Source organism: Micromonospora sp. IBHARD004, from assembly GCF_052814115.1.
This window is the reverse complement of sequence record NZ_CP199934.1, coordinates 2,263,019-2,285,408: the sequence shown is the minus strand read 5'-3', so window position 1 is coordinate 2,285,408 and position 22,390 is coordinate 2,263,019. Positions and strand designations below refer to the sequence as shown.

General features: G+C 72.4%; 21 protein-coding genes. 8 read left to right on the top strand and 13 right to left on the bottom strand.

Annotation, left to right across the window (positions count from 1 at the left end):
* Window positions 1–81 precede the first annotated feature (81 nt).
* From ACTWO6_RS11130 to ACTWO6_RS11085, 10 genes are all read right to left on the bottom strand, one after another.
* The gene (locus ACTWO6_RS11130) at window positions 82–1,257 is read right to left on the bottom strand and encodes an MFS transporter (RefSeq protein ID WP_446219547.1); all 1,176 of its coding nucleotides are present in this window, start codon (window positions 1,255–1,257) and stop codon (window positions 82–84) included.
* Window positions 1,258–1,541: 284 nt separating this feature from the next.
* Window positions 1,542–1,772, bottom strand: coding sequence for a hypothetical protein (locus ACTWO6_RS11125; RefSeq protein WP_446219546.1), 231 nt, complete (start codon window positions 1,770–1,772; stop codon window positions 1,542–1,544).
* A gap of 471 nt (window positions 1,773–2,243) precedes the next feature.
* A complete protein-coding gene (locus ACTWO6_RS11120; protein WP_446219545.1) occupies window positions 2,244–2,993 on the bottom strand; it encodes a hypothetical protein in 750 nt (249 codons plus the stop codon).
* Between the two features lie 163 nt (window positions 2,994–3,156).
* Complete coding sequence (locus ACTWO6_RS11115) at window positions 3,157–4,332, bottom strand: zinc-dependent alcohol dehydrogenase (protein ID WP_446219544.1); 1,176 nt, start codon at window positions 4,330–4,332, stop codon at window positions 3,157–3,159.
* A gap of 7 nt (window positions 4,333–4,339) precedes the next feature.
* Window positions 4,340–5,305 (bottom strand): SRPBCC family protein, encoded by a 966-nt coding sequence (locus tag ACTWO6_RS11110; RefSeq protein WP_446219543.1) that lies wholly within the window; start codon window positions 5,303–5,305, stop codon window positions 4,340–4,342.
* A gap of 200 nt (window positions 5,306–5,505) precedes the next feature.
* Window positions 5,506–7,140 carry an MFS transporter gene (locus ACTWO6_RS11105; protein ID WP_446219542.1) on the bottom strand — a complete coding sequence of 545 codons (1,635 nt, stop codon included), beginning with the start codon at window positions 7,138–7,140 and terminating at the stop codon, window positions 5,506–5,508.
* On the bottom strand, window positions 7,134–7,829 hold the full coding sequence (locus ACTWO6_RS11100) for an SDR family oxidoreductase (protein WP_446219541.1): 696 nt from the start codon (window positions 7,827–7,829) through the stop codon (window positions 7,134–7,136). Before ACTWO6_RS11100 ends, ACTWO6_RS11105 begins: the two co-directional genes overlap by 7 nt.
* Before the next feature lie 113 nt (window positions 7,830–7,942).
* Window positions 7,943–8,524: a type 1 glutamine amidotransferase domain-containing protein gene (locus tag ACTWO6_RS11095; protein WP_446219540.1), complete on the bottom strand. Its 582-nt coding sequence runs from the start codon at window positions 8,522–8,524 to the stop codon at window positions 7,943–7,945.
* Window positions 8,525–8,653: 129 nt separating this feature from the next.
* A complete protein-coding gene (locus tag ACTWO6_RS11090; RefSeq protein ID WP_446219539.1) occupies window positions 8,654–9,436 on the bottom strand; it encodes an FkbM family methyltransferase in 783 nt (260 codons plus the stop codon).
* A 287-nt stretch (window positions 9,437–9,723) separates the two neighbouring features.
* Complete coding sequence (locus ACTWO6_RS11085; RefSeq protein ID WP_446219538.1) at window positions 9,724–11,178, bottom strand: MFS transporter; 1,455 nt, start codon at window positions 11,176–11,178, stop codon at window positions 9,724–9,726.
* 267 nt (window positions 11,179–11,445) lie between these two features.
* Here ACTWO6_RS11085 and ACTWO6_RS11080 point away from each other — a divergent pair, with 267 nt between their 5' ends.
* Window positions 11,446–12,027, top strand: coding sequence for a TetR/AcrR family transcriptional regulator (locus tag ACTWO6_RS11080; protein ID WP_446219537.1), 582 nt, complete (start codon window positions 11,446–11,448; stop codon window positions 12,025–12,027).
* A gap of 41 nt (window positions 12,028–12,068) precedes the next feature.
* Here ACTWO6_RS11080 and ACTWO6_RS11075 read toward each other — a convergent pair whose 3' ends face one another.
* Window positions 12,069–12,428 (bottom strand): hypothetical protein, encoded by a 360-nt coding sequence (locus ACTWO6_RS11075; RefSeq protein ID WP_446219536.1) that lies wholly within the window; start codon window positions 12,426–12,428, stop codon window positions 12,069–12,071.
* An 84-nt stretch (window positions 12,429–12,512) separates the two neighbouring features.
* Here ACTWO6_RS11075 and ACTWO6_RS11070 point away from each other — a divergent pair, with 84 nt between their 5' ends.
* From ACTWO6_RS11070 to ACTWO6_RS11040, 7 genes are all read left to right on the top strand, one after another.
* Window positions 12,513–13,484, top strand: coding sequence for an intradiol ring-cleavage dioxygenase (locus ACTWO6_RS11070; protein WP_446219535.1), 972 nt, complete (start codon window positions 12,513–12,515; stop codon window positions 13,482–13,484).
* Window positions 13,485–13,817: 333 nt separating this feature from the next.
* On the top strand, window positions 13,818–14,747 hold the full coding sequence (locus ACTWO6_RS11065) for a hypothetical protein (protein WP_446219534.1): 930 nt from the start codon (window positions 13,818–13,820) through the stop codon (window positions 14,745–14,747).
* Window positions 14,744–15,199, top strand: coding sequence for an ABA4-like family protein (locus ACTWO6_RS11060; protein WP_446219533.1), 456 nt, complete (start codon window positions 14,744–14,746; stop codon window positions 15,197–15,199). The genes ACTWO6_RS11065 and ACTWO6_RS11060 overlap by 4 nt, the downstream gene beginning before the upstream one ends.
* 4 nt (window positions 15,200–15,203) lie before the next feature.
* On the top strand, window positions 15,204–16,454 hold the full coding sequence (locus ACTWO6_RS11055; RefSeq protein WP_446219532.1) for a sensor histidine kinase: 1,251 nt from the start codon (window positions 15,204–15,206) through the stop codon (window positions 16,452–16,454).
* Complete coding sequence (locus tag ACTWO6_RS11050; protein ID WP_446219531.1) at window positions 16,451–17,077, top strand: response regulator; 627 nt, start codon at window positions 16,451–16,453, stop codon at window positions 17,075–17,077. Before ACTWO6_RS11055 ends, ACTWO6_RS11050 begins: the two co-directional genes overlap by 4 nt.
* A gap of 89 nt (window positions 17,078–17,166) precedes the next feature.
* Complete coding sequence (locus ACTWO6_RS11045) at window positions 17,167–17,697, top strand: GNAT family N-acetyltransferase (protein WP_446219530.1); 531 nt, start codon at window positions 17,167–17,169, stop codon at window positions 17,695–17,697.
* Window positions 17,698–17,812: 115 nt separating this feature from the next.
* Window positions 17,813–18,862: a zinc-dependent alcohol dehydrogenase family protein gene (locus ACTWO6_RS11040; protein ID WP_446219529.1), complete on the top strand. Its 1,050-nt coding sequence runs from the start codon at window positions 17,813–17,815 to the stop codon at window positions 18,860–18,862.
* Window positions 18,863–19,507: 645 nt separating this feature from the next.
* On the opposite strand, the gene ACTWO6_RS11035 is transcribed toward ACTWO6_RS11040, so the two are convergent.
* Window positions 19,508–20,449 carry an anti-sigma factor RsbA family regulatory protein gene (locus ACTWO6_RS11035; RefSeq protein ID WP_446219528.1) on the bottom strand — a complete coding sequence of 314 codons (942 nt, stop codon included), beginning with the start codon at window positions 20,447–20,449 and terminating at the stop codon, window positions 19,508–19,510.
* A gap of 275 nt (window positions 20,450–20,724) precedes the next feature.
* Complete coding sequence (locus tag ACTWO6_RS11030) at window positions 20,725–21,942, bottom strand: PP2C family protein-serine/threonine phosphatase (protein ID WP_446219527.1); 1,218 nt, start codon at window positions 21,940–21,942, stop codon at window positions 20,725–20,727.
* Window positions 21,943–22,390 lie beyond the last annotated feature (448 nt).

The following is a 22,390-nucleotide window of genomic DNA, read 5'->3' as shown; positions in this document are numbered from 1 at the left end:
CATGCCCGACACCCTCCCGCCGTGGACCGTTCCATCATGACGCCCGGCGGCCCTCGACGTGCCGGCGCCGCGTGCCGCGGCCTAGCGGGGTGCCGCGGAAACGGTCGGTGCGGCCGGCACATCGGCGAGCGGCTCGATCCGCGCGGCGAACCGGACGACAACCGGCATGACCAGGCCCACCACCACGAAGACGCCGCCCAGCAGCAGCCACCCGGGTACGCCCCAGGTGATGCAGCACAGGGCCAGGACCGAGGGCGCCGCCACGTTCGCCAGGCCGGTGCCGAACCCGAAGAGCCCCGAGTACTGCCCTTGGGCGTGGGCGGGAGCGAGGCTGAACCGCAGTTCCAGCGAGCCGGCGGAGTGCCAGAGTTCCCCGACGGTGTGGACGCAGATGCCGAGGACGATGACGGCGGTGGCGAGCCACCCGGGCAGCCCGGCCGCGGCGGCCATCGCCGCCATGCCGACGAGGAACGCCACGCCCGAGCGGCGGATCGCCCGACCGGCCGAGGTGCTGTCGTCGACTCCTCGGCTCGCCCGCACCTGGAGCAGCACCACCAGCGCGGTGTTGACGAGCGCGGCCATGCCGATGAGCCAGCGGGGGGCGTCGGTGTACCCGACGATCCACAGGGGCAGCGCGAAGAGCAGCACCTGGTGGTGGACCGACATGACACCGTCGAGCGCGGTGACCGCGACGTATCCGCGGTCCTTCAGCACTGCCCACCGGCCGCCCCCGGCGGGCGCCGGCACCGGTGGTTGCGGCGGCAGCGCGGCGACGATCGCGGCGCAGGCCACGAAGCTGACCGCGTTGCCCAGCACCAGGGTCAGGTACGCCGACCGGGTGTCCAGCTGGAGCGCGAACCCGGCCGCGACCGCGGCGGCGCTGCCGGCCAGGTTGGCGACCGAGCGCAGGTACGCCCGGTAGCGGGTGAGCTGCCGGCCGCCGACGACCCGGACCAGCGGGCCACGGGCCGCCGCGCCGGCCGCGCGGGCGAGCTCACCCACGCAGAGCACCGCCACCAGTGGCCAGAACGAGTGGACGAACACCAGCGCCGCCATGGCGATCCCCTGGACGCCGAGCATCAGCAGGTAGACCTCGCGGGGTCCGCGCCGGTCGGCGACGTGCCCGACCGGTACTCCCGCGAAGAGTCCGACCACGGCGGCGATGCCCATGCCGAGCCCGACCTGCGCCACGGAGAGCCCGACGGAACGGGTGAAGAAGAGTGCGGCGCTCACCATGAACACGCCGCTGCCGACCATGTTGACGAAGGTGGCCAGCGCGAGTACGCGCTGCGGTCGCGATTCCGGAATCAGCCCCCGGTGGATGAGCCAGGATCCCTGATGTGCCGGCGCTTCCGCCGTTGCGTGCTCCGTGCTCCGCTTGTTCGCTTCCCTCTGCCCGGTCTCTGACAAGTCGTGTTCCTTCCCGTCGGCAACGAGCGCCGATCCTGCCATCGGAGGCGGAACCGACGGATCGGTCCGACGGTGGATACCGGAACGAAACCGACAAGGGTAAAATTCTGTCAGCGGGTCCGGGGCGGAGGTCACCAGTTCCCCGGCGCGCGCAACCCCCGAGCCGTCCGCTGATGGGCCTTCGCCTGGTCGTGGCGACCGAGCGCCGTGGCCAGCTCGCCGAGGTACCGGGCCACCGGGCCGAGAGTGACCGCCCCGCTCCCCGCCCCGGCCAGCTCGCCGGCGGCGGGCAGCAGTTCGGCGTGGAGGCGCTCGATCCGGGGCGGTCGTCGAGGGCGACCGCGGCGCGGGCGGCCAGGCACAGTCGCGCCTCGCGCAGCAGGTCGTGCGGCGTCTCCGGCAGGGCCCGCCACGCTTCGGCGGCCTCGGCGCGGCGGCCGGCGGCGAGCAGGACCAGCGGGCGCACCCACGGCTCGTACGGCCCCCAGTCCGCGTCAGCGGTGAGCAGGGGAGGCTCGTCCTCCCCGATGGACAGCCGGAGACCGAGCAGGGCGAGGGGCAGCAGTCCGTGGGCCAGGCCCGGCATCCCGCTGTCGGCGAGCCGGGCGTCGGCGGCCCGGTAAGCGGTCTCCGCCGCGGCGCGAAGGCCAGCAGCGCCGGGTCAGCGCCGGGTCGTCGAGCCGCTCGACGGTGGTGACCGCCTCGGCCCGCAGCCGGCGGGTGTCGGCCAGGTGTCCGGTCACGGCCAGCGTCCAGCCCAGCCCCATCACCGCGGCCAGCCGCCCGCGGACGTCCCCTTGATCGGGACCGCCGCCCGGCCCCTGGCGATGCGGCTAGGCCATGAGCAGGTCCCGGACGGCGGCGCCGATCACCGGGTCCACCGGGAACCGGGCCTCCAGCCAGGCCAACGTGGCCCGGGCGGCCGTCCGGTTGGCCCGGTAGCCGGGCACCATCTCGGCCAGCGGCAGCACCTCGGGCGGGTACGCCTGCTCCACCCGCCGGCTCGGGTCGAACGGGTCGCGCCGGTGCGCCGCACCGGGCGAGGTGAGCCGCAGCAGGGCGAGCACCCGGTCCACCGCGTACGACTGGATGAACCGCGTCGCGGTCAGCCGTTCGCCGCGCAGTTCGCGGTGCAGGCCGACGTAGAGGTTGGTCAGCGCCTCGTTCAGGTGGAACTCGACCGTGTCGTACGGCGTCGCCGGCCGTGGCGGGGGCCCGCACTCGGCCAGCCCGGCGGGCGCGTCGGGCCGCTGCCAGACCACCCGCGCGCCGGCGACCGGCAACCCGGCCAGCTCGTCGACGGTGAAGACCGCGTACTCGACGAAAATGCCGTCGGTGTAGAGCGCCTTGCGGCCGTTGCGCTCGTTGGCGAAGCTGTACGCCACCGGGCAGGGCGCCGCCAGCCAGTCCACCGAGTCGACGTAGCGGGCCACCGCGCCGTCCGCGACGACGACGAAGAAGTCCAGATCGGAGTGGGCGTCGAGGCGGTCGTGCTCGGCGCCGGCGGAGCCGAGACCGAGCAGGGCCACGGCGTCCGGCCGGGTGGCGAGGTGGGCGGCGAGGTCGTCCAGACGTCGGAGCATCGGGTGCATGCCGTCGTCCCTTCCGTGAAGAGTCGACGTTTCAGCCCGCGCGGCCGGAGCGCCGCCGGGGTCGCGACACCGATGCCGTCATTGTGCGGTCGCGGCGCGGGTGGACCAGACCGGGCGGCGCGGTGGGCGGTCAGCGCCGTCCCTCCCGGTCGCGCTACGGCTTGAGCACGACCTTGACGCACTCCTCCTGCTTGTTCTTGAAGATGTCGTAGCCGTGCGGCGTGTCGTCGAGCCGCATGGTGTGGGTGATGATGAAGCTCGGGTCGATCTCGCCCTTGCGGATCCGTTCCAGCAGCGGCCGCATGTAGCGCTGCACGTGGGCCTGCCCGGACCGCAGGGTCAGCGACCGGTTCATGAACGAGCCCATCGGGAACTTGTCGATGAAGCCGCCGTACGCGCCAACCGCCGAGATCGTGCCGCCGTTGCGGCAGGCCAGCACCGCCTCCCGCAGCGCGTGCGGCCGGTCCGTCTCCACCTTCGTCGCCTGCTTGGCCTTGTCGTACGCGTGCAGCGCCGCGGAGATGTGGTGTCCCTCCATGCCGACGGCGTCGATGCAGGCGTCCGGTCCGCGTCCGGCGGTCATCTCGCGCAGCGCGTCCAGGACATCGGACTCCTCGTAGTTGATGGTCTCCGCGCCGGTGTTCTCCCGCGCCATCCGCAGCCGGTACGGGAACCGGTCGATGACGATCACCCGCTCGGCGCCGAGCAGGAACGCGCTGGCGGCGGCGAACTGCCCGACCGACCCGGCGCCCCAGACGGCGATGATGTCGCCGCGCGTGATGTCGCACATCTCGGCGGCCATGTAGCCGGTCGGCAGCACGTCCGACAGGAACAGCACCTTCTCGTCCGGCAGATCGTCCTCGATCTTCAGGGCGCCGACGTCGGCGAAGGGCACCCGCACGTACTGCGCCTGTCCCCCGGCATAGCCGCCGAGCAGGTGCGAGTAGCCGAAGATGCCGGCCGGCGAGTGGCCCATCGCCGTCTCCGCGATCGCCGCGTTGGGGTTGGAGTTCTCGCAGGTCGAGTAGAGACCACGCTGGCAGGAGGTGCAGTCGCCGCAGGCGATCGGGAAGCCCACCACGACCCGGTCGCCGACGCTCAGCCCGTCCCGCGAACCCTGGCCAAGCTCGACGATCTCGCCCATGAACTCGTGGCCGAGGACGTCGCCCTTCTTCATCGCCGGGATGTAACCCTGGAGCAGGTGCAGGTCGGATCCGCAGATCGCCGACGAGGTGATCCGCACGATGGCGTCCCGCGGGTTGAGGATCTGCGGGTCGGGGACGTCCTCGACGGCCACGTTGTTCGGCGCGATCCAGCAGTTGGCTTTCATCGTTCGCTCACCTCCCGGCCCCACGCGTCGCCAGCGGTCGCGCCGGACGCTGCTTCATCTGCTGTTGCACGGTGCTGCCCTCTGGGCTGCCGTCGGAGCGGACGAGCTCGCCCGTCTCGATCACCTGCTTGAACCGCCGCAGGTCGTCGCAGACCTGCTGCTGGGGGTCCTCGCCGAAGAGCTTGGCGACCCGCGCGCCGAGCATCCCGCCCGGCGCCCGGTAACCGAGCTGCACCCGGACCTCCGTACCCCGGCCACCGGCGGCCCGCATGAACCGCACGGTCCCCGCGTTGGGCACCTTCGCGCCGGGCACCGAGCGCCAGCTGATCCGCTCGTTCGGGCGGTCGTCGACGACCTCTGCGTCCCACACGACTCTCCTGCCGGCCGGCGCCTTCGCGGTCCACCGCGACCGCCGGTCCCCCGTCATCCGCACCGACTGCAGGTGGTGCATGAAGCGCGGCAGGTTCTCGAAGTCGTGCCAGAACCGGTAGGCGTCCTCGACGCTCCGGTTCACCGTCACCGCCGCGTGCACCTCGTTGCCCTCCGGCCGCCGCCGACGCCGGGCGACCCGTACGGCGGTGTAGAGGTCGACCGCGGTGATCCCGGCGACCGCGGCCGTCGCGTACGCCAGCCGCCGTCGCCGTTCCCCGCGCCGACCCTGCAGCGCCCGACCGCAGGCGGCGAGGTCCATCGCGTCGCCGGCCACCCGGGTCCACGCCCCCCACCCCGCGCGGCGCGGGACCAGCAGCGCCGCGGCGTGGCCCAGCTCCCGCACCCCGGCGATCTGCAGCACGGTCTGCGCCGTCCGGGAGTCGTCGATCCCGGAGAGTCGACTGACGCGCGACCGCGCGCCGATGGCGGCGGCGCCCAGCCCGAGGCTGAACCAGCCCAGGAACCGGGCGAGGCCCTCGGACGGGCGGTCCTGGCTCGCCCGTTCGATGCCCAGGGTGTCCGTCACCGACCGCATACCCATCGTGCTCCTGCGAGCCATCCTTCTCACTCCATCCCCCGACCTGCCCGGCTTTCCATCCGCATCGGCCGTCCATCGTCCCCGCGCGCCCAACGCGGCCCGTCATTCCCGAAATGCTCGCGATCACGCTTGCCGGCCGAGCTGCCGGATCCTGGTGGCTCGCCGTGCGACGACACCGGCCCCGGCTGCCAGGCGCGGCGATGTCACGGGAGGTCACGGTTGTCGGCCAGCGTCGGGCCGGAGGCGGCCGGCAGCAGGTGCCGCACCGCCGGTTCGCCCTCGGCGAGTTCCTTGGCCCGTTCCTCGGCCTCCTGGTCGGCGCCCGTCAGCCGGCCCCCGTGCTGGCGCAGGTGCTCGTCCCAGGACGGCACCTGGTAGACCTCCGCGAACTGGGCGGGATTCTCGCCCTCGCGGAACAGTCCCCACCGCATCGCCCCGGTGCGCTGCCGCGACCCGCGCACGTGGTCCATGGCGTCCAGGAACGCGACCTCCCGCTCCGGCCGGACGGTGTAGGTGACCACCACCAGCACCGGGCCCACCCGGGGATCCGGTTCGAGCGCGAGTTCCAGGGGCGGCCGGTAGGTGGTCGGGTCCTTGTCCGTCCCGCGCAGGTCGGGCAGCGGCCAGATCTGCGACGTCACCGCGCCGATCAGCATCAGCGCGGCCGCCACGAGGAACGCGGCCACCAGCCCGGCGGTGTCGGCCACCACACCCCAGGCGAACGCGCCCACCGCCTGCCCGCCGGCCTGGACGATCTGGTACACGGCCAGGCCGCGGGCGCGTACCCAGCCGGGCAGGAAGAGCTGGATCTCGGCGTTGACGTTGGCGAGGACGGTCACCCAGGCCACCCCGGCCGGCAGCAGGGCGAGCAGTACCACCGGGACGATCCGCACCGACGCCACCACGATCAACGTCCCGCCGTAGAGCGCCCCGGCCAGCAGCAGGAACTGATTGGCGGACATCCAGGTCCGGATCCTCGGCAGCAGCAGGCCGCCGAGGATGGCGCCCACCCCGAGCGCGGCCAGCAGCAGCCCGTACCCGCTGGAGTCCATGCCGAGCCGGCGGGCGGCCACCAGCGGCAGCAGCGCCCAGAGCGCGCTCGCCGGGATCACGAAGACCAGTGCGCGGCGCAGCAGCCGGCGCACGATCGGCGAGTGTCGCACGTACCGGCCGCCGGCCCGCAGCGCGGCGGTGAACCGCTCGGGCACCTCGACGGCGCGGGCGTCGCCGGGCCGCCACCGGACCAGCGCCAGCGCGAAGACCAGGAACGCCACCGCGTTGAGGGCGAAGACCGGGGCCACCCCGGTGTGGGCGATCAGCAGGCCGGCCGCGGCCGGCCCGACGGCCCGGGCCACGTTGACGCTGATCGAGCCCAGCGCCGAGGCCGCCCGCAACTGCTCCCGGGGCACCAGCTCCGGGATCACCGCCGCCCACGCGGGCAGGGTCAGCGCCTGCCCCACGCCGAAGGCGAAGGTGAGGGTGAGCAGCAGCGCCGGTGGCATCCGGCCGGTCGCCGTGAGCAGCGTCAGCGCCCCGGCCACCACCACCAGGAAGAGCTGCACCGAGATCAGCAGGTGCCGTCGGTCGAAGGTGTCCGCGAGCGCGCCCGCCGGCAGGGCCAGCAGCAGCGCCGGCAGCAGGCTGGCGGTCTGCACCAGGGCGACCAGCGTCGAGGCGTTCTCCTGATGGATCAGCAGCCACTGGGCGCCGACCGTCTGCATCCAGGTGCCGATGTTCGCGCCCAGCAGGGCCAGCCACAGGCTGCGGTAGACCGCGGTGCGCAACGGCGCCCACGCCGAGACCGTGACCTCGGCCGTGGCGCCTCCGGGCGTCACCACCGCCCGTCCGCGCGTAGCACGCGCTCGCCGGAGACGTACAGGTCGTCGGGGGCGAGCAGCAGCAGCCGTACGACCTCGGCGGCGACCTGGTCCGGCAGCGCGTAGATCTCGTCGAGGAAATGGTCGCCGACCCGTTCCTGCAACCGGGTCGGCATCGGTCCGGGATGCAGCTGCATCACCTTGATCCGGTTGCTGTGCTGGGCCTCGGCCAGCGACTCGACCAGGCTGCTGCCGTAGCTCTTGGTGGCCCGGTAGATCGGGATGCCCGGCCGGGGCTTCGTCACGGCCAGCGCCCCGATGTACACCAGGTTGCCGTGGTCCTGCCGGCGCAGGTGGTACAGCGCCTCCTTGAACACGTACGTGGTGCCGAGCGCGTTGATCTCCACGGCCCGCCGGATCCGCTCCGGGGGGAGGTCCGCCAGGTCACCGCCCGCCCACATCGAGGCGCACGCCGCCACCCCGTCGATCACGTCGTACCGGTCGACCACCTCGGCGAACGCATCCCGGACCTGCTCGTAGGAGGAGACGTCGCAGACCACGCCGGTGCAGCCCAGGTCGTCGGCGATCGTGGAAACCTCGTCCGACACGTCGCCGAACACCGCGACCTGGTACTCGTCGACGAGCAAGCGGGCCACCGCCAGGCCGAGGCCGCTGGTGCCACCGACCACCACGAAGGTTCTGGCGCCCATGTCCCTCCCGCTGCCGGCTGGCCAACGGCTCTGCCTTCCCGCTGCCGGAGCTTCCACACGTCGCCGAGCCGGCTCCGGACCGGACCCGCGGCCCGGTCCGGAGCCCTGGGGCGTCAGGCCGTGGCCATCTGACGCACGTGTCGATCCTCGGCGAACTCCTCGACCATCTTGGCGCAGAACGCCGGCAGGTCGTTGGGGCTGCGGCTGGTGACCACGCCGTTGTCCACCTGGACCTGCTGGTCGACCCAGTTGCCCCCGGCGTTGCGGATGTCGGTGCGCAGGCTCAGGTACGAGGTGACGGTCCGCCCGTCGACCATCCCGGTCTCGACCAGCGACCACGGGCCGTGGCAGATCGCCGCCACCGGCTTGGCCTGCTGGAAGAACCCCCGGACGAAGTCCATCGCCGTCGGGTTCATCCGGAGCCGGTCCGGGTTGACCGTTCCGCCGGGCAGCACCAGGGCGTCGTAGTCGGCCGCGTTGGCCTGGTCCACCGTACGGTCGACCGGGTGCCGGTTGGCCGGATTGATGTCCCGGTTCATGGCCTGGACCTCGCCGGAGGACAGCGACACCAGATGCACCTCCGCGCCCGCCTGCTCGGCGGCGGAGCGGGGTCGGGTGTACTCGACCTCCTCGACCCCGTCGGTGGCGAGGATCGCGATCCGCTTACCGGCCAGCGGCTGCTGGTTGTCACCCATGATGTGCGGCCTCCTTCGCGGCGCCGCCCTGGTGCGGCGCACGGCTGGTCCCGCACGCGTTCCCGATGCCGGGACGGGCAAACGGTCCCGTCGGTGTCCCGGATCAGGAAGAATGCCGCGGCCCCCGGCTCACCCGGAACGCTCTCCGACGCAGTACACGTCGCCGGAGTTGACCCGGTGCGGCAGCGAGAGCAGGTGGGCGGTGATCCGCTCCGCCGGCACCCACTCCCCGAAGGCGAACGACGTGTCGTCGCCCAGCGCGACGTCGAAGCCGACGAAGCCGAGCGACGTGAGCCGGTCGACGCAGCGTCGCGCCAGCGCGCGCTCGATCGTGGTGAACTCGAAGGAGAGCGCGGGCAGGGGGCGGTTCAGGCCGGCCAGCACGGCGTCCTCGAAGCCCTCGACGTCGATCTTCACGAAGGTCGGTACGCCGTACCGGCTCAGGAGCGAGTCGAGGGTGACGCACGGTACCTCGATCTCGGCGTCCCACACCTCGTCCGCCCAACCGCCCGCACCGTTCGCGGCCCGCAGGAAATGGGCCGAGACGGTGGAGACCGTGGGGTTACGGGAGTTGACGTGCAGGCGGACCTTCCCGGCGTACGCCCCGCACGCCGCCTCGACCAGCGTGACGTGTTCGTCGCCGGCATAGATGGCACGGATGGCCCGCGTGCACAGCGGTTGGGGCTCCACGGCCACGACCCGTGCCCCCAGTCGGCGGAAGCTGCCGATCCGATCGCCCACGTGCGACCCGATGTCGAAGAGGAGGTCTCCCGCGGTCACGAACCGCGCGTACAGCTCGTCGAGCGCGGCCCCGCGCGCCGGATCCCCGTAGGAGAAGTCCAGCGAGCGGTGGAGTGAGGACATGGCCGGATCGGCCTTGAGTGCCTGAATTGAGCGGGTATGGGCGCTCACCGGCCGACTCTAACCTGACCCGAGCGGGCGGTCTCCCGCTTCCGCGTCGGGCCGCTCCCCCGGGTCGCCCGCACCGCCCCCGCTCCCGGAACGCGGTCGGCCGTTGGCACGGACGGCTGGGCCGGCTCGCCTTCAACTTCTTCCTCGCCGGCCACGCCGCGTTCCGGGCGGTGGTGTGGCCGGTCCTGCCGGTGAGCCGGATCGTCGCGGTCGCCGCCCTGCTGACGCGCCCCGCCTCATCACCTGCCACGCGCGACGCGCTGTGGACCACCCGGGCGCCGATCGGCTCAGCGCCCGGCGGGAACGGTCACCAGTTCCCCGACCTGCTCCGTCGCGCGGGCCGGACGTCGGCCGGGCGCCGCCCGCCGGGCGGACGGGACGGCCAGGGCCGCGAGCGCGGCGGCCAGGGCGAGGCCGGTGAGGACCAGAAATCCCATCGTGAAGCCGGCCTCCCGGGGCAGGCCGTTCGCCTGCGGGTGGGCGGTGATCACGCCGCTGACCACGGCGGCGCCGATCGCGCCGCCGATGGTGCGGATGTTGGCGTTCATGCCGGTCGCGACGCCCGTCTGCCGGGCCGGCACGTTCCCGACGATCAGGTTGGCCATCGACGCGAACGCCAGCCCGATGCCGAGGCCCACGAGGCCACCGGCGACGCCGATCTCCCAGCGGGTGTCGTGCGCGACGGTCAGCATCGCGGAGGCGAGCACGTTGAAGGCGGCGCCGGTGGCGAGCTGCGCCTTGGCGCTGAACCGCGACGCCAGCCGACCGGCGACGATGCCGGCGACGAACATGGCGACCAGCATCGGCAGCATCAGCAGCCCCGCCTGGCTGATGCTGGCGCCGAAGCCGTAGCCGGCGACGGTCGGGGTCTGCACGAACTGCGGCAGGAACGCGTAGACGGAGAACATCGACGCGCCGTAGAGCAGGGCGACCAGGTTGGTCGTCCAGACGCCGGGCAGCCGCATCATCCGCATGTCGATCAGCGGGTTGGTGGAGCGGACCTCGGCGACCAACCAGCCGACCAGCAGCACCGCGGCGAGGGCCAGCAGGCCGAGCACCCGGCCCGAGCTCCAGCCCCAGGCCGACCCCTTGCTGATCGGCAGCAGCAACGCGACCAGCCAGCCCGAGAGGAGAAGGGTGGCCCGCCAGTCGATCCGGCCGGGGGTGCGGACCGGCGACTCGGGGACGAACAGGTGCGCGGCGAGGGCGGTCAGCCCGACGACGACCATGGGGATCCAGAACAGCCACCGGTAGTCGAGGGCGGTGACGATCGGACCGGCGAGCACGACGCCCAGACCACCGCCGGCCGCGACGATCGCCGAGATGGCGGCGACGGCGGAGCTCACCCGCGCGGCAGGGAACTCGTCGCGGATGATCCCGAACGAGAGCGGGAAGACCGCCCCGCCGATGCCCTGGACGACCCGGGCGACGATGAGCACGCCGATGCTCGGCGCGACGGCGGCCAGCAGGCAGCCGAGCGCGAGCGCGGCGAGGGAGACGACCAGCATCCGCTCCTTACCGACCATGTCGCCGACCCGGCCGAGGATCGGCGTGAAGATCGACGCGGACAGCAGGTAGGCGGTCAGCACCCAGGTGACGGTGTTCTGGGAGGTGTGCAGGTCGTGCTGGATGGTCGGCAGCACCGGGGTGATCAGCGACTGGAGCATCGCGAAGAACCCGGCGCCGGCCGCCAGGACGAAGAAGGTGAGCCGGCGCGAGCCGCGCCGAACGGTCTCTGTCACGAAGAAAACTCCAACTGGTACGGGGCGAAGAGGATGATTACCGACGAATAAGGCGTCGTTGGGGTTCTTGGGCGGGCGGCGCGGCGGCCGATGCCGCGCGGATCCCCTGGTCGTGCCGGGGCTGTGTGCCGGTCACCGCTCCGCCGGATCCGTTCGAAGGATCGGGGTAAGCTATCTGGAGGCATGGCTCCGGACTTTCCGGAGGGTCCTCCGCTAAGTTACCGGAGGCATGCCTCCGGATGCAACCAGGGCGAGGTGACGCACGTCATGACCAGCGCGGGGCAGCTGCCCGACGTCTTCGCAGGCCGGCCCAAACGGGCCGACGCTCGGCGCAACTACGAGTCGCTGATCGTGGCGGCCCGGGAGACGTTCGCCGAGAACGGCGCGGCGGCCTCGCTGGAGGAGGTGGCCCGGCGCGCGGGCGTGGGCATCGGCACCCTCTACCGGAACTTCCCCAGCCGGCGCGAGCTGTTCGAGGCCGTCTACGTCGAGGAGGTCCGGGCGCTCAGCCAGTCCGCCGCGGAGCTGGCCGACCTGCCCCCGGGGGACGCCCTCGTCGCCTGGTTGCGGCGTTTCGTCGGGTACGTCGCCACGAAGCGGGCACTGGCCGAGGAGCTGCTGCACGACTCCGAGTTCTTCCGCAGCTGCCGGACGGAGATCTACAGGGCGGGCGAGCCGATGATGCGCCGCGCCCAGGCCGCCGGGGCGGTACGCGGCGACATCAGCTTCGACGACGTGGTCCGGCTGGTCAGCGGTCTCACCATGGCCCAGTTCCCGGAGCCGGACCAGCGCGACCGGGTGCTCGGCGTTGCCCTCGACGGCCTGCGCCCCCCACCCCGTCCCCGCTGAACGCCGAGACCCGTCCTGCCGGTGCGGTCGGCACCGGTCGGTTACGACGACAGCGCACGCGACGCCTGATCGTCGAGTTTGGTGCGCGGGAGCATGCCCGGCGACCAGGTCAAGTGGTAGTGGGGGGCGGCGATCGCCTGGGCGAGGCCCTTGCCACGGCCGGGGAGCTCACGATGCGCGGGCAGCTTCTCCTTGCAGGCCGCCTGGTCCACCTTGTAGTCCCATGGTTCCCAGCCCAGCATCGGGAGCATGCCGCGGTCGCTGATCCGGTCGAAGAGCGTCCGGTCGCGGCCGTGGCCGCCGCGTGCAGGGTTATCGACGCCGCGACCTCCTGATCTGACGCGGGCGATCGCGCGGCCTCCCGGGGCGGTCGGCGACCGGCACCCGCACAGCTCATTCACAAGCTGGGCAAGGCTGATTCCTCGCGTCGGGGTCCAGGGTTGAGCCAGCCCGGGCAGGCCGGGTGTCACGATCGGGAGGAACCAGTGCCGGAGAACCAGAGCGGCGCGCGGGCGTCGACCTACGAGGGGCGACCGCTGGCCAGGCCCGACGAAGAGCTTGTCGACCAGGGTCTCGGCTTCGACCTCGGGATCCTGATGGGGCGCCGGCAACTGCTGCGGGCGTTCGGCCTCGGCGCCGCCACGCTCGGCCTCGCGGCGTGTGGGAGCGGTTCGGGCAGCAGTCCGTCGGCGTCGTCGTCCTCGTCCTCGGCGAGCGCCGCGCCCGGTGAGATTCCCGACGAGACCGCCGGCCCCTACCCGGGCGACGGATCGAACGGCCCGAACGTGTTGGAGCAGAGTGGCGTCGTCCGTAGTGACATCCGCTCGAGCTTCGGGGATGCCAGCGGCACGGCGGCGGGTGTCCCCATGACGCTCGAGCTGACCATCAAGGACCTGGCCAACGACAGTGCGCCCTTCACCGGAGCCGCCGTCTACGTCTGGCACTGCGACCGGGAGGGCCGCTACTCGCTGTACTCCGAGGGCGTCACCGACCAGAACTACCTGCGCGGCGTCCAGATCGCTGACGCCGACGGGAAGGTTCGCTTCAGCAGCATCTTCCCCGCCTGCTACGCCGGGCGTTGGCCGCACATCCACTTTGAGGTCTACCCCGACCGGGCCAGCATCACCGACGCCGGCAGCGCCATCGCCACCTCACAGGTCGCCCTGCCCGAGGACACCTGCACCAAGGTGTACGCGCAGCCGGGTTACCAGACCTCGGTGACGAATCTCGCCCACGTCACGCTCCGGAACGACAACGTGTTCGGCGACGACGCCGGCACCAGCCAACTCGGCACCGTGACCGGTGACGTCACCAGCGGTTACGCCGTCTCCCTGGTCGTCGGCGTCGACACGACCACCACTCCGGCCGGCGGCCAACTCCCCGGCGGCGGCGCACCGGCCGGCGGCCCCGGCGGCACCCCGCCCAGCGGACCTCCACCGAGCGGCGCTGCGTCGTGACGCTTGATTGTCCTCGTCGACATCCGCCGGGTACGGGGCGGCAGGTGGGCATGTCGTTACTTCAGCGGGCATCGGCGCGGGCCACGCACTGCGCTCCGCCGCCGCACCTGACCGACGCCCTGCGCCGACGCTCACATCCTGGCAACCCCTACGACTCGTAGGGCGTGGTTTGCGCTATTGGCTCCCATCCGACTCGGCGGCAGCACCGATCCCGCCGGGTGCGCCGGCATCTCCGCCTCCTCCCCAGGGAGGAGGCGGCGCTCCGACCGCCGGCCGCAAGCGGGGCTTGCGGTCGGACGCAGTCCGGACGCCGGCTCACCAGCATCTACAGGTATGACTACCGCACTGCACCGGGCGGCACACTGGCACCGCCCCCTGATGGTCTTCGTCTCGGCGATGGCGGTGCTCGCCGTCGTCTCCGCGGTCGGCATCGTCGCCGACCCGCGCGTCCTCACCGGCGCGCCGATCTGGCTCAAGCCCTTCAAGTTCTCCGTGTCTTTCGTGCTGTACGGCACCACCCTCGCCTGGATGCTCTCCCTGGTGCCCCGACGCAGCCGGATCGCGGAGTGGGCGGGCACGGTCATCGTCGCGATGTCGCTGGTCGAGATGGTGGTGATCGTCGGGCAGGTGCTGCGCGGCACGACCAGCCACTACAACGAGACGACGCCGCTCGACGCCGCGCTGTGGCAGGCGATGGGCGCGTCGATCCTGGTGCTGTTCATCGCGCACGTCGTCATCGGGATCGTGGTGCTGCGGCAGCCGACCGCGGACCGGGCCGCCGCGTACGCGGTGGGGCTGGGGCTCGGCCTGTCCCTGCTGGGCATGCTGGTGGCGGTACCGATGCTGCTGCCCAACCAGGCCACGGGGATCGAGGGGATCTCCGGGGCGCACAGCGTGGGCGTACCGGACGGGGGCCCCGGGCTGCCGCTGGTCGGCTGGAGCACCACCGGCGGGGACCTGCGGATCGGGCACTTCGTGGGGCTGCACGCCCTGCAGGCGCTGCCGATCCTGGCGATCCTGCTGAGCCGGTTCGTCGGTACGCGGCTGGACGAGCGCACCCGGGTACGGCTGCTGGTCGTCGCGGGCGGGGCTTACGGCGTACTGACGATGCTGTTGACCGGGCAGGCACTGCGCGGGCAGCCGCTGCTGCGTCCGGACGCGCTCACGCTGGCCGCCGTGGCGGCCCTGGTGGCCGCGACCGCGACCGCCGCCGGCGTGGTCGTGGCCCGCCGACGCCGCCCGGAACTGGCGCTGGCCGCATGACCGGGGCGCTGTTCACGCTGACGTTCGCGGTGGCCGCGCCGTTCTGGGCGCTGATGGTCCTGCTGCCGCACTGGTCCTGGACCGCTCGGATCATCAGGTCGCCGCTGATCGTGCTGCCGGGCCTGGTGATCTACGCGATGCTGGTGATCCCGGCGCTCGGCGACGTGCTGCCGGCCGTGCTGTCGCCGACCCTGGGCGGCGTGCGCGACCTGCTCGGCAGCACGGACGGCGCGGCGGCGGCCTGGGCGCACCTGATCGCGTTCGATCTGTTCGTCGGCAGGTGGGCGTGGCTCGACAGCCGGGAACGGGGGGTGCCGGCGCTGCTCATGGCTCCGGTGCTGGTGCTGACGATCCTGCTCGGACCGCTCGGCCTGGCCGCCTACCTCGGGGTCCGAACCAGGTGGGTCCGGCCGGCGGCCGTTCCGGCCCGTGTGCCGCAGCGCCTAGGCTGATCCGGTGGGGTGGGTGGGACGACTGTTCGACGCGCGGGACACGTTCGCGCGGATGCTGCTGCTCGACCTCAGTGGCGTCGGCTACCTGGTCGTCGGCACCCAGGCCGGCCGCTCGCCGACAAGCACGCAGTGGATCTTCGCGGCGGTCGCGTTCGCCGTCGCGCTGGTGTTCCACCGGCGACCGCTGGTCAACCTGGTGGTGCAGGCCGCGCTGCTGGCGGTCGCGTTCCAGGTCATCGACGACACGACGATCAATCAGGTGGGCGCCAGCTGGGCGCTGCTCGAGCTGGCCATGTGGGCGCGCCGGCCGCGGACCATCTGGCTGGCCGCCGGGCTGTTGGTCACGGTCGACCTGACCGACTCGATCGGCGATCCGCTCGGCCGGTTCCTCTCCGGCGTCTTCGGGCTGACCGTGGAGGTCGGCGTGCCGCTGCTGCTCGGCCTGGTCATCCGGACCACCCGGGAACTCGGCCGGCAGGCCGAGGAGCGGGCGGCGGCGGAGCAGCGTCGGCGCGAGTCGGAGAGCCGCGCCGCGCGCGCCGACGAACGCAGCGCCATCGCCCGGGAGCTGCACGACGTGGTCGCGCATCACGTGGCGTCGATGGTGCTGCGGGTCGGCGTGGCCCGGCACGTGCTCACGGACCTGGATCCGCGGGTGGGCGAGGTCTTCGACGACGTGCACGGCACGGGGACCGCGGCCCTGGCGGATCTGCGCCGGCTGGTCGCGGTCCTGCGCAACCCCGACGGGGTACGCGGTGACGCGGCGCTGACCGCGATCGAGCCGTCGGCGCTTCCGGCGGCACTGGGCGCGGCGGTCGACCGGGCCCGCCAGGCCGGTGTCACGGTGGAGGCCGACATCGACCCGGCGGTCGGCGCGCTCGACGCGGTCCGGGGCCTGGCGGTGTTACGACTGACCCAGGAGGCGCTGACCAACGTGGCCAAGCACGCGGGCACGTCCGCGCTGGCGCGCCTGTCGGTCTCCGTCGTCGACGGGGCCGTCCACTGGGAGGTCTCGGACAACGGGCGCGGCTGGGTGCCGGCGGCGGTGCCGCCCGGCGGCGGCCACGGCATCACCGGCATGCGCGAGCGCGTCGAAGTCCTCGGCGGTCAGCTGGAGGCGGGTCCGACCGGCGCGGGTTGGCGGGTCTGTACCGTCCTGCCGGCCGCGGTCGCCGCGCCGACCTCTCCCCCCGTCACGCCGGCGCCCCGCGAACGTGGGGCCCCGGCCGGGCCGCACGCGCCGGAGCTGGCGTGATCCGCGTCCTGCTGGTCGACGACCAGCATCTCATCCGGGCGGGCCTGCGCATGCTCTGCGACGCCCAGCCCGACATCGAGGTCGTCGGCGAGGCCGACAACGGCCGCGAGGCGATCTCCCTTGCCGCGCGGCTCATCCCCGACGTCGTCGTCATGGACCTGCGCATGCCCGGCGTCGACGGGATCACCGCTACCAGCCGCATCCTCGCCGAGCGCCCCGCCACCCGGGTCCTGGTGCTGACCACGTTCGGCGACGACGACCACCTCTATCCGGCCCTGACCGCCGGCGCCTGCGGGTTCCTGCTCAAGGACGCACCCCCCGCCGACCTGCTGGACGGCGTCCGCCGGGCCGCCGCGGGGGACAGCCCGTTCAGCCAGGAGGTGCTGCAGCGCCTGGTCCAGCGCGCCGTGCACGCCCGCGCCGAGACGCCGCGACCGGCCCAGGGGCTGACCGCGCGCGAACAGGACGTGCTGAACCTGGTCGCCGAGGGCCTGTCCAACACGGAAATCGCCGACCGGCTGCACATCGGCGTCACCACGGTCAAGACCCACATCACCAGCCTGATGACCAAGACCAACAGCCCCAACCGGGTACGCCTGGCCCTGTTCGCCCGCGGCGCCTGAGGGTCACGACCAGCCGCAGATGATCTTGAGAGGCGTGCGACGGACGTCGGGTTGAGGCGGGTCGCTCGACACTGGCTAAATTCGGTCGCATGCGCACCATCACGACCGACCGCCTCCTGCTGCGGTCCTGGCGTGACGACGACGCCGACTTCCTCCTGGATCTCGAATCGCGCTGGGAGGTCGTGCGCTTCCTGGGCGCGCATCCCACGACCATGCGCACCCGCGAGGACGCACTCGCCTCGATCGCCCGCCGGCGCGCCATCGACGACCCGATCCACGGAATCTGGGCCGTCACCACAGCCGCGGCCGGCCGCCTGGTGGGAAACCTCCTGCTCAAGCCGATTCCCCTGTCGGTCGGAGAACCCTCCGGCGGGCCGAACGACGTGGAGATCGGCTGGCACCTGCATCCGGACGCCTGGGGACACGGCTACGCCACCGAAGCAGCAGCGGCCGTCCTCGACGACGCGTTCAGCCGGGGCCTGGCGAAGGTGCTCGCCGTCACGGATCCGGACAACCATGCCTCCCAGGCCGTCTGCCGGCGACTGGGCATGACTCACCTGGGCCGCACGACGAGGTACTACGACAGCCCGAACGAGCTCTTCGAGAAGCTGCCCGGCTGACTGGCGGGGCCGCCACGATCGCCCCTCGTCGTGCCCGGCTCTGACGGCGGATGCCGCAGGTCCGACGGGGGGTGGGGCGTGCCGGCCGGTCCGCGGCCATGTGAGGATGCGGCTCATGCGTGCGGTGATCTTCGACGAGTTCGGTGCCCGACCCGAGGTCCGCGACGTCCCGGACCCGGTGCCGCCGTCCGGCGGCGCGGTCATCCGCGTCGAGGCGACCGGGTTGTGCCGCAGCGACTGGCATGGTTGGCAGGGACACGATCCCGACATCCGCCCGCCACACGTCCCCGGCCACGAGTTCGCCGGCGTCGTCATGGCGGTCGGCGCCGGCGTACTCGGCTGGCGGCCGGGCGACCGGGTCACCGCGCCCTTCGTCTGTGCGTGTGGGACGTGCCCGTCCTGCCTCGCGGGCGACCAGCAGGTCTGCGAGCGGCAGACGCAGCCCGGCTTCACCCACTGGGGCTCGTTCGCCGAGTACGTGGCCGTACAGAACGCCGACGTCAACCTGGTCCGGCTCCCCGACGAACTGGACTACCCGGCCGCGGCGGCGCTCGGCTGCCGCTTCGCCACGGCGTTCCGGGCCGTCGTCAGCCAGGGACGGGTCGCCGCGGGCGAGTGGGTGGCGGTGCACGGCTGCGGCGGCGTGGGGCTTTCCGCGGTGATGATCGCGGCGGCGTGCGGTGCGCAGGTGGTGGCGGTCGACATCGCCCCCGGCGCGCTCGAGCTGGCCAGGAGCTGCGGGGCCACGGTCTGTCTGGACGGCAGCACCCTCACCGGACCCGGCGCGGTGGCCGCGGCCGTACGGGAGGCGACCGGCGGCGGCGCGCACCTGTCGCTCGACGCGCTGGGCAGTCACGCCACCTGCACCGCCTCGATCGAGAGCCTGCGGCGGCGTGGACGGCACGTGCAGGTCGGACTCCTCCCCGCCGCCCAGGGCCGCCCGGCCCTGCCGATGGACCTGGTGATCGCGTTCGAGCTGGAGCTGCGGGGCAGTCACGGCATGGCCGCGCACGCCTATCCGGAGCTGCTCCGGCTGGTCACCGCCGGCGTACTGCGCCCTGCCGAGCTGGTCACCCGCACCATCGGCCTCGACGAGGTGCCCGACGCGTTGGCCGCGATGGACCGGCCCGCTCCCGGCGGGATGTGTCTCATCCACCCCCGATGATTGGAACGACAAAGGGAGCCTCGCCGTACGGCCCTGGTGCGCCGACGCCAGGTGTTGCCCTGGGCCGCCGCAGCCACTGTGGCACTCGCGTTCGGCACTGGCACCACCGTCGCCGTTACCGGCGGCGGGCAACCTGCCGCCTGCACAGATCGGTGGTCGGCCAGCCCGAGCTTTGTGGTGTCCGGAGCGGTGGTGATCGCCGACAGCGATGGCGGGGCGTTCAGACGCGACGGGCGCGGAGGCTGCGCCGGCACGGGTGACTACGCCAACATCCACGATGGCGCACCGGTCGTCGTCTTCGCCGGTGCTCGAAGCTCCGTCGGCGGACGACTGACCGACGGACGGGCTCTCATGGACGGGACGTGCCGGTACTGGTTCGCCGTCGCCGAGGTACCGGCCGGGAGACCTGTCGGTAACGTTTCAGGAGTGGGCGGCGATGCGAGCACCCGGCTTGAGCGGATCCTCGGCCTACCGCTCGCGCAGGACGCGGTGCGCCAGTGGCCGCAATCCGGCGAGCTGATCCGGGGCGGGACCGGGTCGCGCCACGGGCGGTCGGCGCCGGGGTACGCGGCGGGGGCCGGAGACCGGGTCACCGCTGGGTCAAAACGAACCCGGGCGTGGGTGACCGCACCGCCCGGACGAGCATTAGCGGTGCATGTGAAGGCGGATCGTGGTGGCACCGGGCCTGGTGTGGACGCGCACGAGATCGCAGAGTTGGTTAACCAGGACGAGTCCTCGGCTGCCGGGCTGCTGCGGTGGCACCGGAATCCGGCCGGCGAGCGGATTTGTGATGTGCCCGGTGTCGGTGAGCTGGCAGATCAGGCGGGTGCGGTCGGTCCAGATCGCAAGGGTACCGCCGGCGGCGGTGTGTTTGACCGTGTTCGCAGCCAGTTCGTTGACCGCCAGGGTCAGGTCGGAGACTCGGTCCGGGGGCAGGCCGGCCGCGATGGCCTGGGCGGTCACGACCCGGCGGATGGCCGGGAGGGCATGTAGGTCGACGGTAATGGTGGTCGCCTGGGCAGGCGGGTCCTGCAGTGGCATGTTGAACCCGGCGGCCACCGCGACCGGGTCGCCGCAGTGCGGGCTCTCCCATACCGCGCTGCCCGACTGGAGGATCGGATGGGTGCGGTAGGCGTCGTCGAGCCAGCTCCGGTCCAGGCGACTGGTGTCGTAGGGACAGAGGATGGTGGCCTGCCGGCCAGCGAACGCCGCGTTGATCAGGGCCTCGTGCTGGGCGCAAGCGGGGTATTCAGTAGTGGTACGGCCGGCCCAGATGGGTTCGCCGATGATGCGTACCCGCTTTCCGAGGTGGGCGGCGGCGAAGGCGAGCAGCACGCCCGGAATGATTCGCCCGGGGTTCCGCCCGGCCACGGTCATGTCGTGCAGCTGGACCCTGTCCGCGTCGACGCCAAGCGCGGTGCGAATGTGGTCGAGGTTGTCCCCTGGTACGGCGACCATGACCGGCTCATCGGCGGCGAGGCCGGCCCGGATGAACGGCACCGTGCCGGCCAGGTACTCCTCGCGGTCGGCGTAGAAGAGGGCGGGGTGAACAAAACCATCCGTCCTGGTGGCGACGGAAATGATCATGCGGGCGGCCTCCGGGGTGCGTGGTCCAGCCGCCTCGTCGGGCCACAGCAGGATCGGTCCGGGGACCTGGTTGGCGCGCCGGTCAGGTGCAGTGTACGGGGGCGACGGCTGGAACAGCCGGTCAGAGTGAACTCGCCCGGGGCTGCCGCTGCGGCCTGGGCGGGCAAGTCCCGGCAGCGGCAGTTCGGCACTCGGCGAACTGCCCCTTGACGTGTGCCTTGTAGCAGCTCAGGCGCTGCACGCCGGGCGGGGAGCCATCAGCGCCAGCGCCTGCCCTAAGGGTGACAATTGTTGGTCGCGCGGATGGCGAGTAGGGCGATGTCGTCGGTGGCCTGTTCGGCGGCGTGTGCGGTCATGATGCGGGCGCAGACCGCTTCGGCGGGACCTGGCTCGACGGCTGAGCAGAGCCGTTCGATTCCTACGTCAATGATTTCGCCGCGGCGTTCGACGAGCCCGTCGGTGTAGCAGATCAGTACCGCCCCGGGAGGGAACGCGACCTCGGTGTGCCGGCGGGCCGGTTGATGCGGGCCCAAACCCAATGGAAGATCAACTGGAACGTTCAACGTGTCGGCCGGGTGTGCTGGTGTGGCCAGGATGGGTTGCAGGTGCCCGGCGAGAGAAATCTGGATGGTGGTGCGGTCCGGGGAGATCATGGCGTAAAGGACCGTGGCGAGGTTCCCGGTCTCGAAATGGTGGATCTTGCGGTCAAGCAGCGTCAGCGCGTCGGCCGGGCCGTCGCAGACCAGGGCGTAGGCGCGCAGCGCGCTGCGGAGGCGTCCCATCACAACTGCCGAGCCCAGTCCATGTCCGGACACATCGCCGATGACGACCCCCAGCCAGCCGGAGGGGAGGGTGAACACGTCGTACCAGTCGCCGCCGACGCCGGCGTCGTGGCCGGGCACGTAGCGGGCGGCCATGTCCACACCGCGCGCGTCGGGTAGGTGGGTGGGTAGCAGGCTGCGTTGCAGTGCGAGGGCGGCAGTGCGGTCGATGCTGCTGGCCCGGGTCCGGCTGGCAAGGCTTGCCCGTTCGGCGGCGAGTTGCAGCAGTTGCACGTCTTCGCCGGTAAATCGGTGCGGCCGCAGGCAGCCGACATGCACTACGCCAATCACCTCGCCGCCGGCGAACATGGGCACACCCAACAGCGAGCGGACCCCCCGGTCGAACAGGATCTGGTCGTCGGCGGCGGTGACGTTGTCCAGTATGACGGGCTGCTTCTCCCGAGCGATCCGGCCGGCGAAGCCGCGGCCGACGGAGATCCGAGAGCCTTGCCGGACCTCTTCCTTCAGCCCCTTCGCCGCAGCGGCCACCAGCTGCTGGGCGTGCACGTCCAGCATCAGGATGGCGGCAGTGTCAACCCGCAGCACCTCTCGGACGCGGTCGAGGAGCTCTTCGAGAAGGTCGTTGACGTCAAGTTGGGACAGCGTGGCGTCCGGGACCGCCTCGATACGACGCAGCCGCTCGTGGCTCCCGCTACCCTGCACGCCAATCACAGCAGAAGCGTAGCCCTTACCAGGCCCAGGGCAGCCCCTCAAGAGCGTCGCGTCTCTGAGCAGGACGTCGAGCTCCACCACCCACCGTGATCCGGCGCCCCGCCGATGGCGCGCACCACCGGCTCCCGGACGCCCACACCGTCCACCGCCCCGAGCCGCACCGCCGGTCCCACGCCGACCAGCGGCGCGGAGCGGTCGCCGTCGAGCCCGCCGAGCAACGGCAATGGGCGGGCCACGCCCACCGACGGTCCAGCGTCGGCGCTCGGCCCGGCGCCGCATCAGATCCGCTCGTGATCGCGCCCGACCCGCGCGTACTCCCGCCAGCGCATTGGCGGCGAAATGACCCGACCGTGTCGAATGCGCCGAACAGACCCACATTGCCGCTGCGGTGTCTCCACGATGAGAAACAAGCTTGGACTTGAGAGTGAGAGGGATGGTGCGGCATGAG

Bases quoted from the DNA above. Each gene is read 5' to 3' on its own strand.
- ACTWO6_RS11130 (WP_446219547.1), bottom strand. From the start codon at position 1,257: ATGGTCGGCAGCGGCGTGTTCATGGTGAGCGCCGCACTCTTCTTCACC.
- ACTWO6_RS11120 (WP_446219545.1), bottom strand. From the start codon at position 2,993: ATGCTCCGACGTCTGGACGACCTCGCCGCCCACCTCGCCACCCGGCCG.
- ACTWO6_RS11115 (WP_446219544.1), bottom strand. From the start codon at position 4,332: ATGAAAGCCAACTGCTGGATCGCGCCGAACAACGTGGCCGTCGAGGAC.
- ACTWO6_RS11110 (WP_446219543.1), bottom strand. From the start codon at position 5,305: ATGGGTATGCGGTCGGTGACGGACACCCTGGGCATCGAACGGGCGAGC.
- ACTWO6_RS11100 (WP_446219541.1), bottom strand. From the start codon at position 7,829: ATGGGCGCCAGAACCTTCGTGGTGGTCGGTGGCACCAGCGGCCTCGGC.
- ACTWO6_RS11095 (WP_446219540.1), bottom strand. From the start codon at position 8,524: ATGGGTGACAACCAGCAGCCGCTGGCCGGTAAGCGGATCGCGATCCTC.
- ACTWO6_RS11080 (WP_446219537.1), top strand. From the start codon at position 11,446: ATGACCAGCGCGGGGCAGCTGCCCGACGTCTTCGCAGGCCGGCCCAAA.
- ACTWO6_RS11065 (WP_446219534.1), top strand. From the start codon at position 13,818: ATGACTACCGCACTGCACCGGGCGGCACACTGGCACCGCCCCCTGATG.
- ACTWO6_RS11060 (WP_446219533.1), top strand. From the start codon at position 14,744: ATGACCGGGGCGCTGTTCACGCTGACGTTCGCGGTGGCCGCGCCGTTC.
- ACTWO6_RS11045 (WP_446219530.1), top strand. From the start codon at position 17,167: ATGCGCACCATCACGACCGACCGCCTCCTGCTGCGGTCCTGGCGTGAC.
- ACTWO6_RS11040 (WP_446219529.1), top strand. From the start codon at position 17,813: ATGCGTGCGGTGATCTTCGACGAGTTCGGTGCCCGACCCGAGGTCCGC.
- ACTWO6_RS11035 (WP_446219528.1), bottom strand. From the start codon at position 20,449: ATGATCATTTCCGTCGCCACCAGGACGGATGGTTTTGTTCACCCCGCC.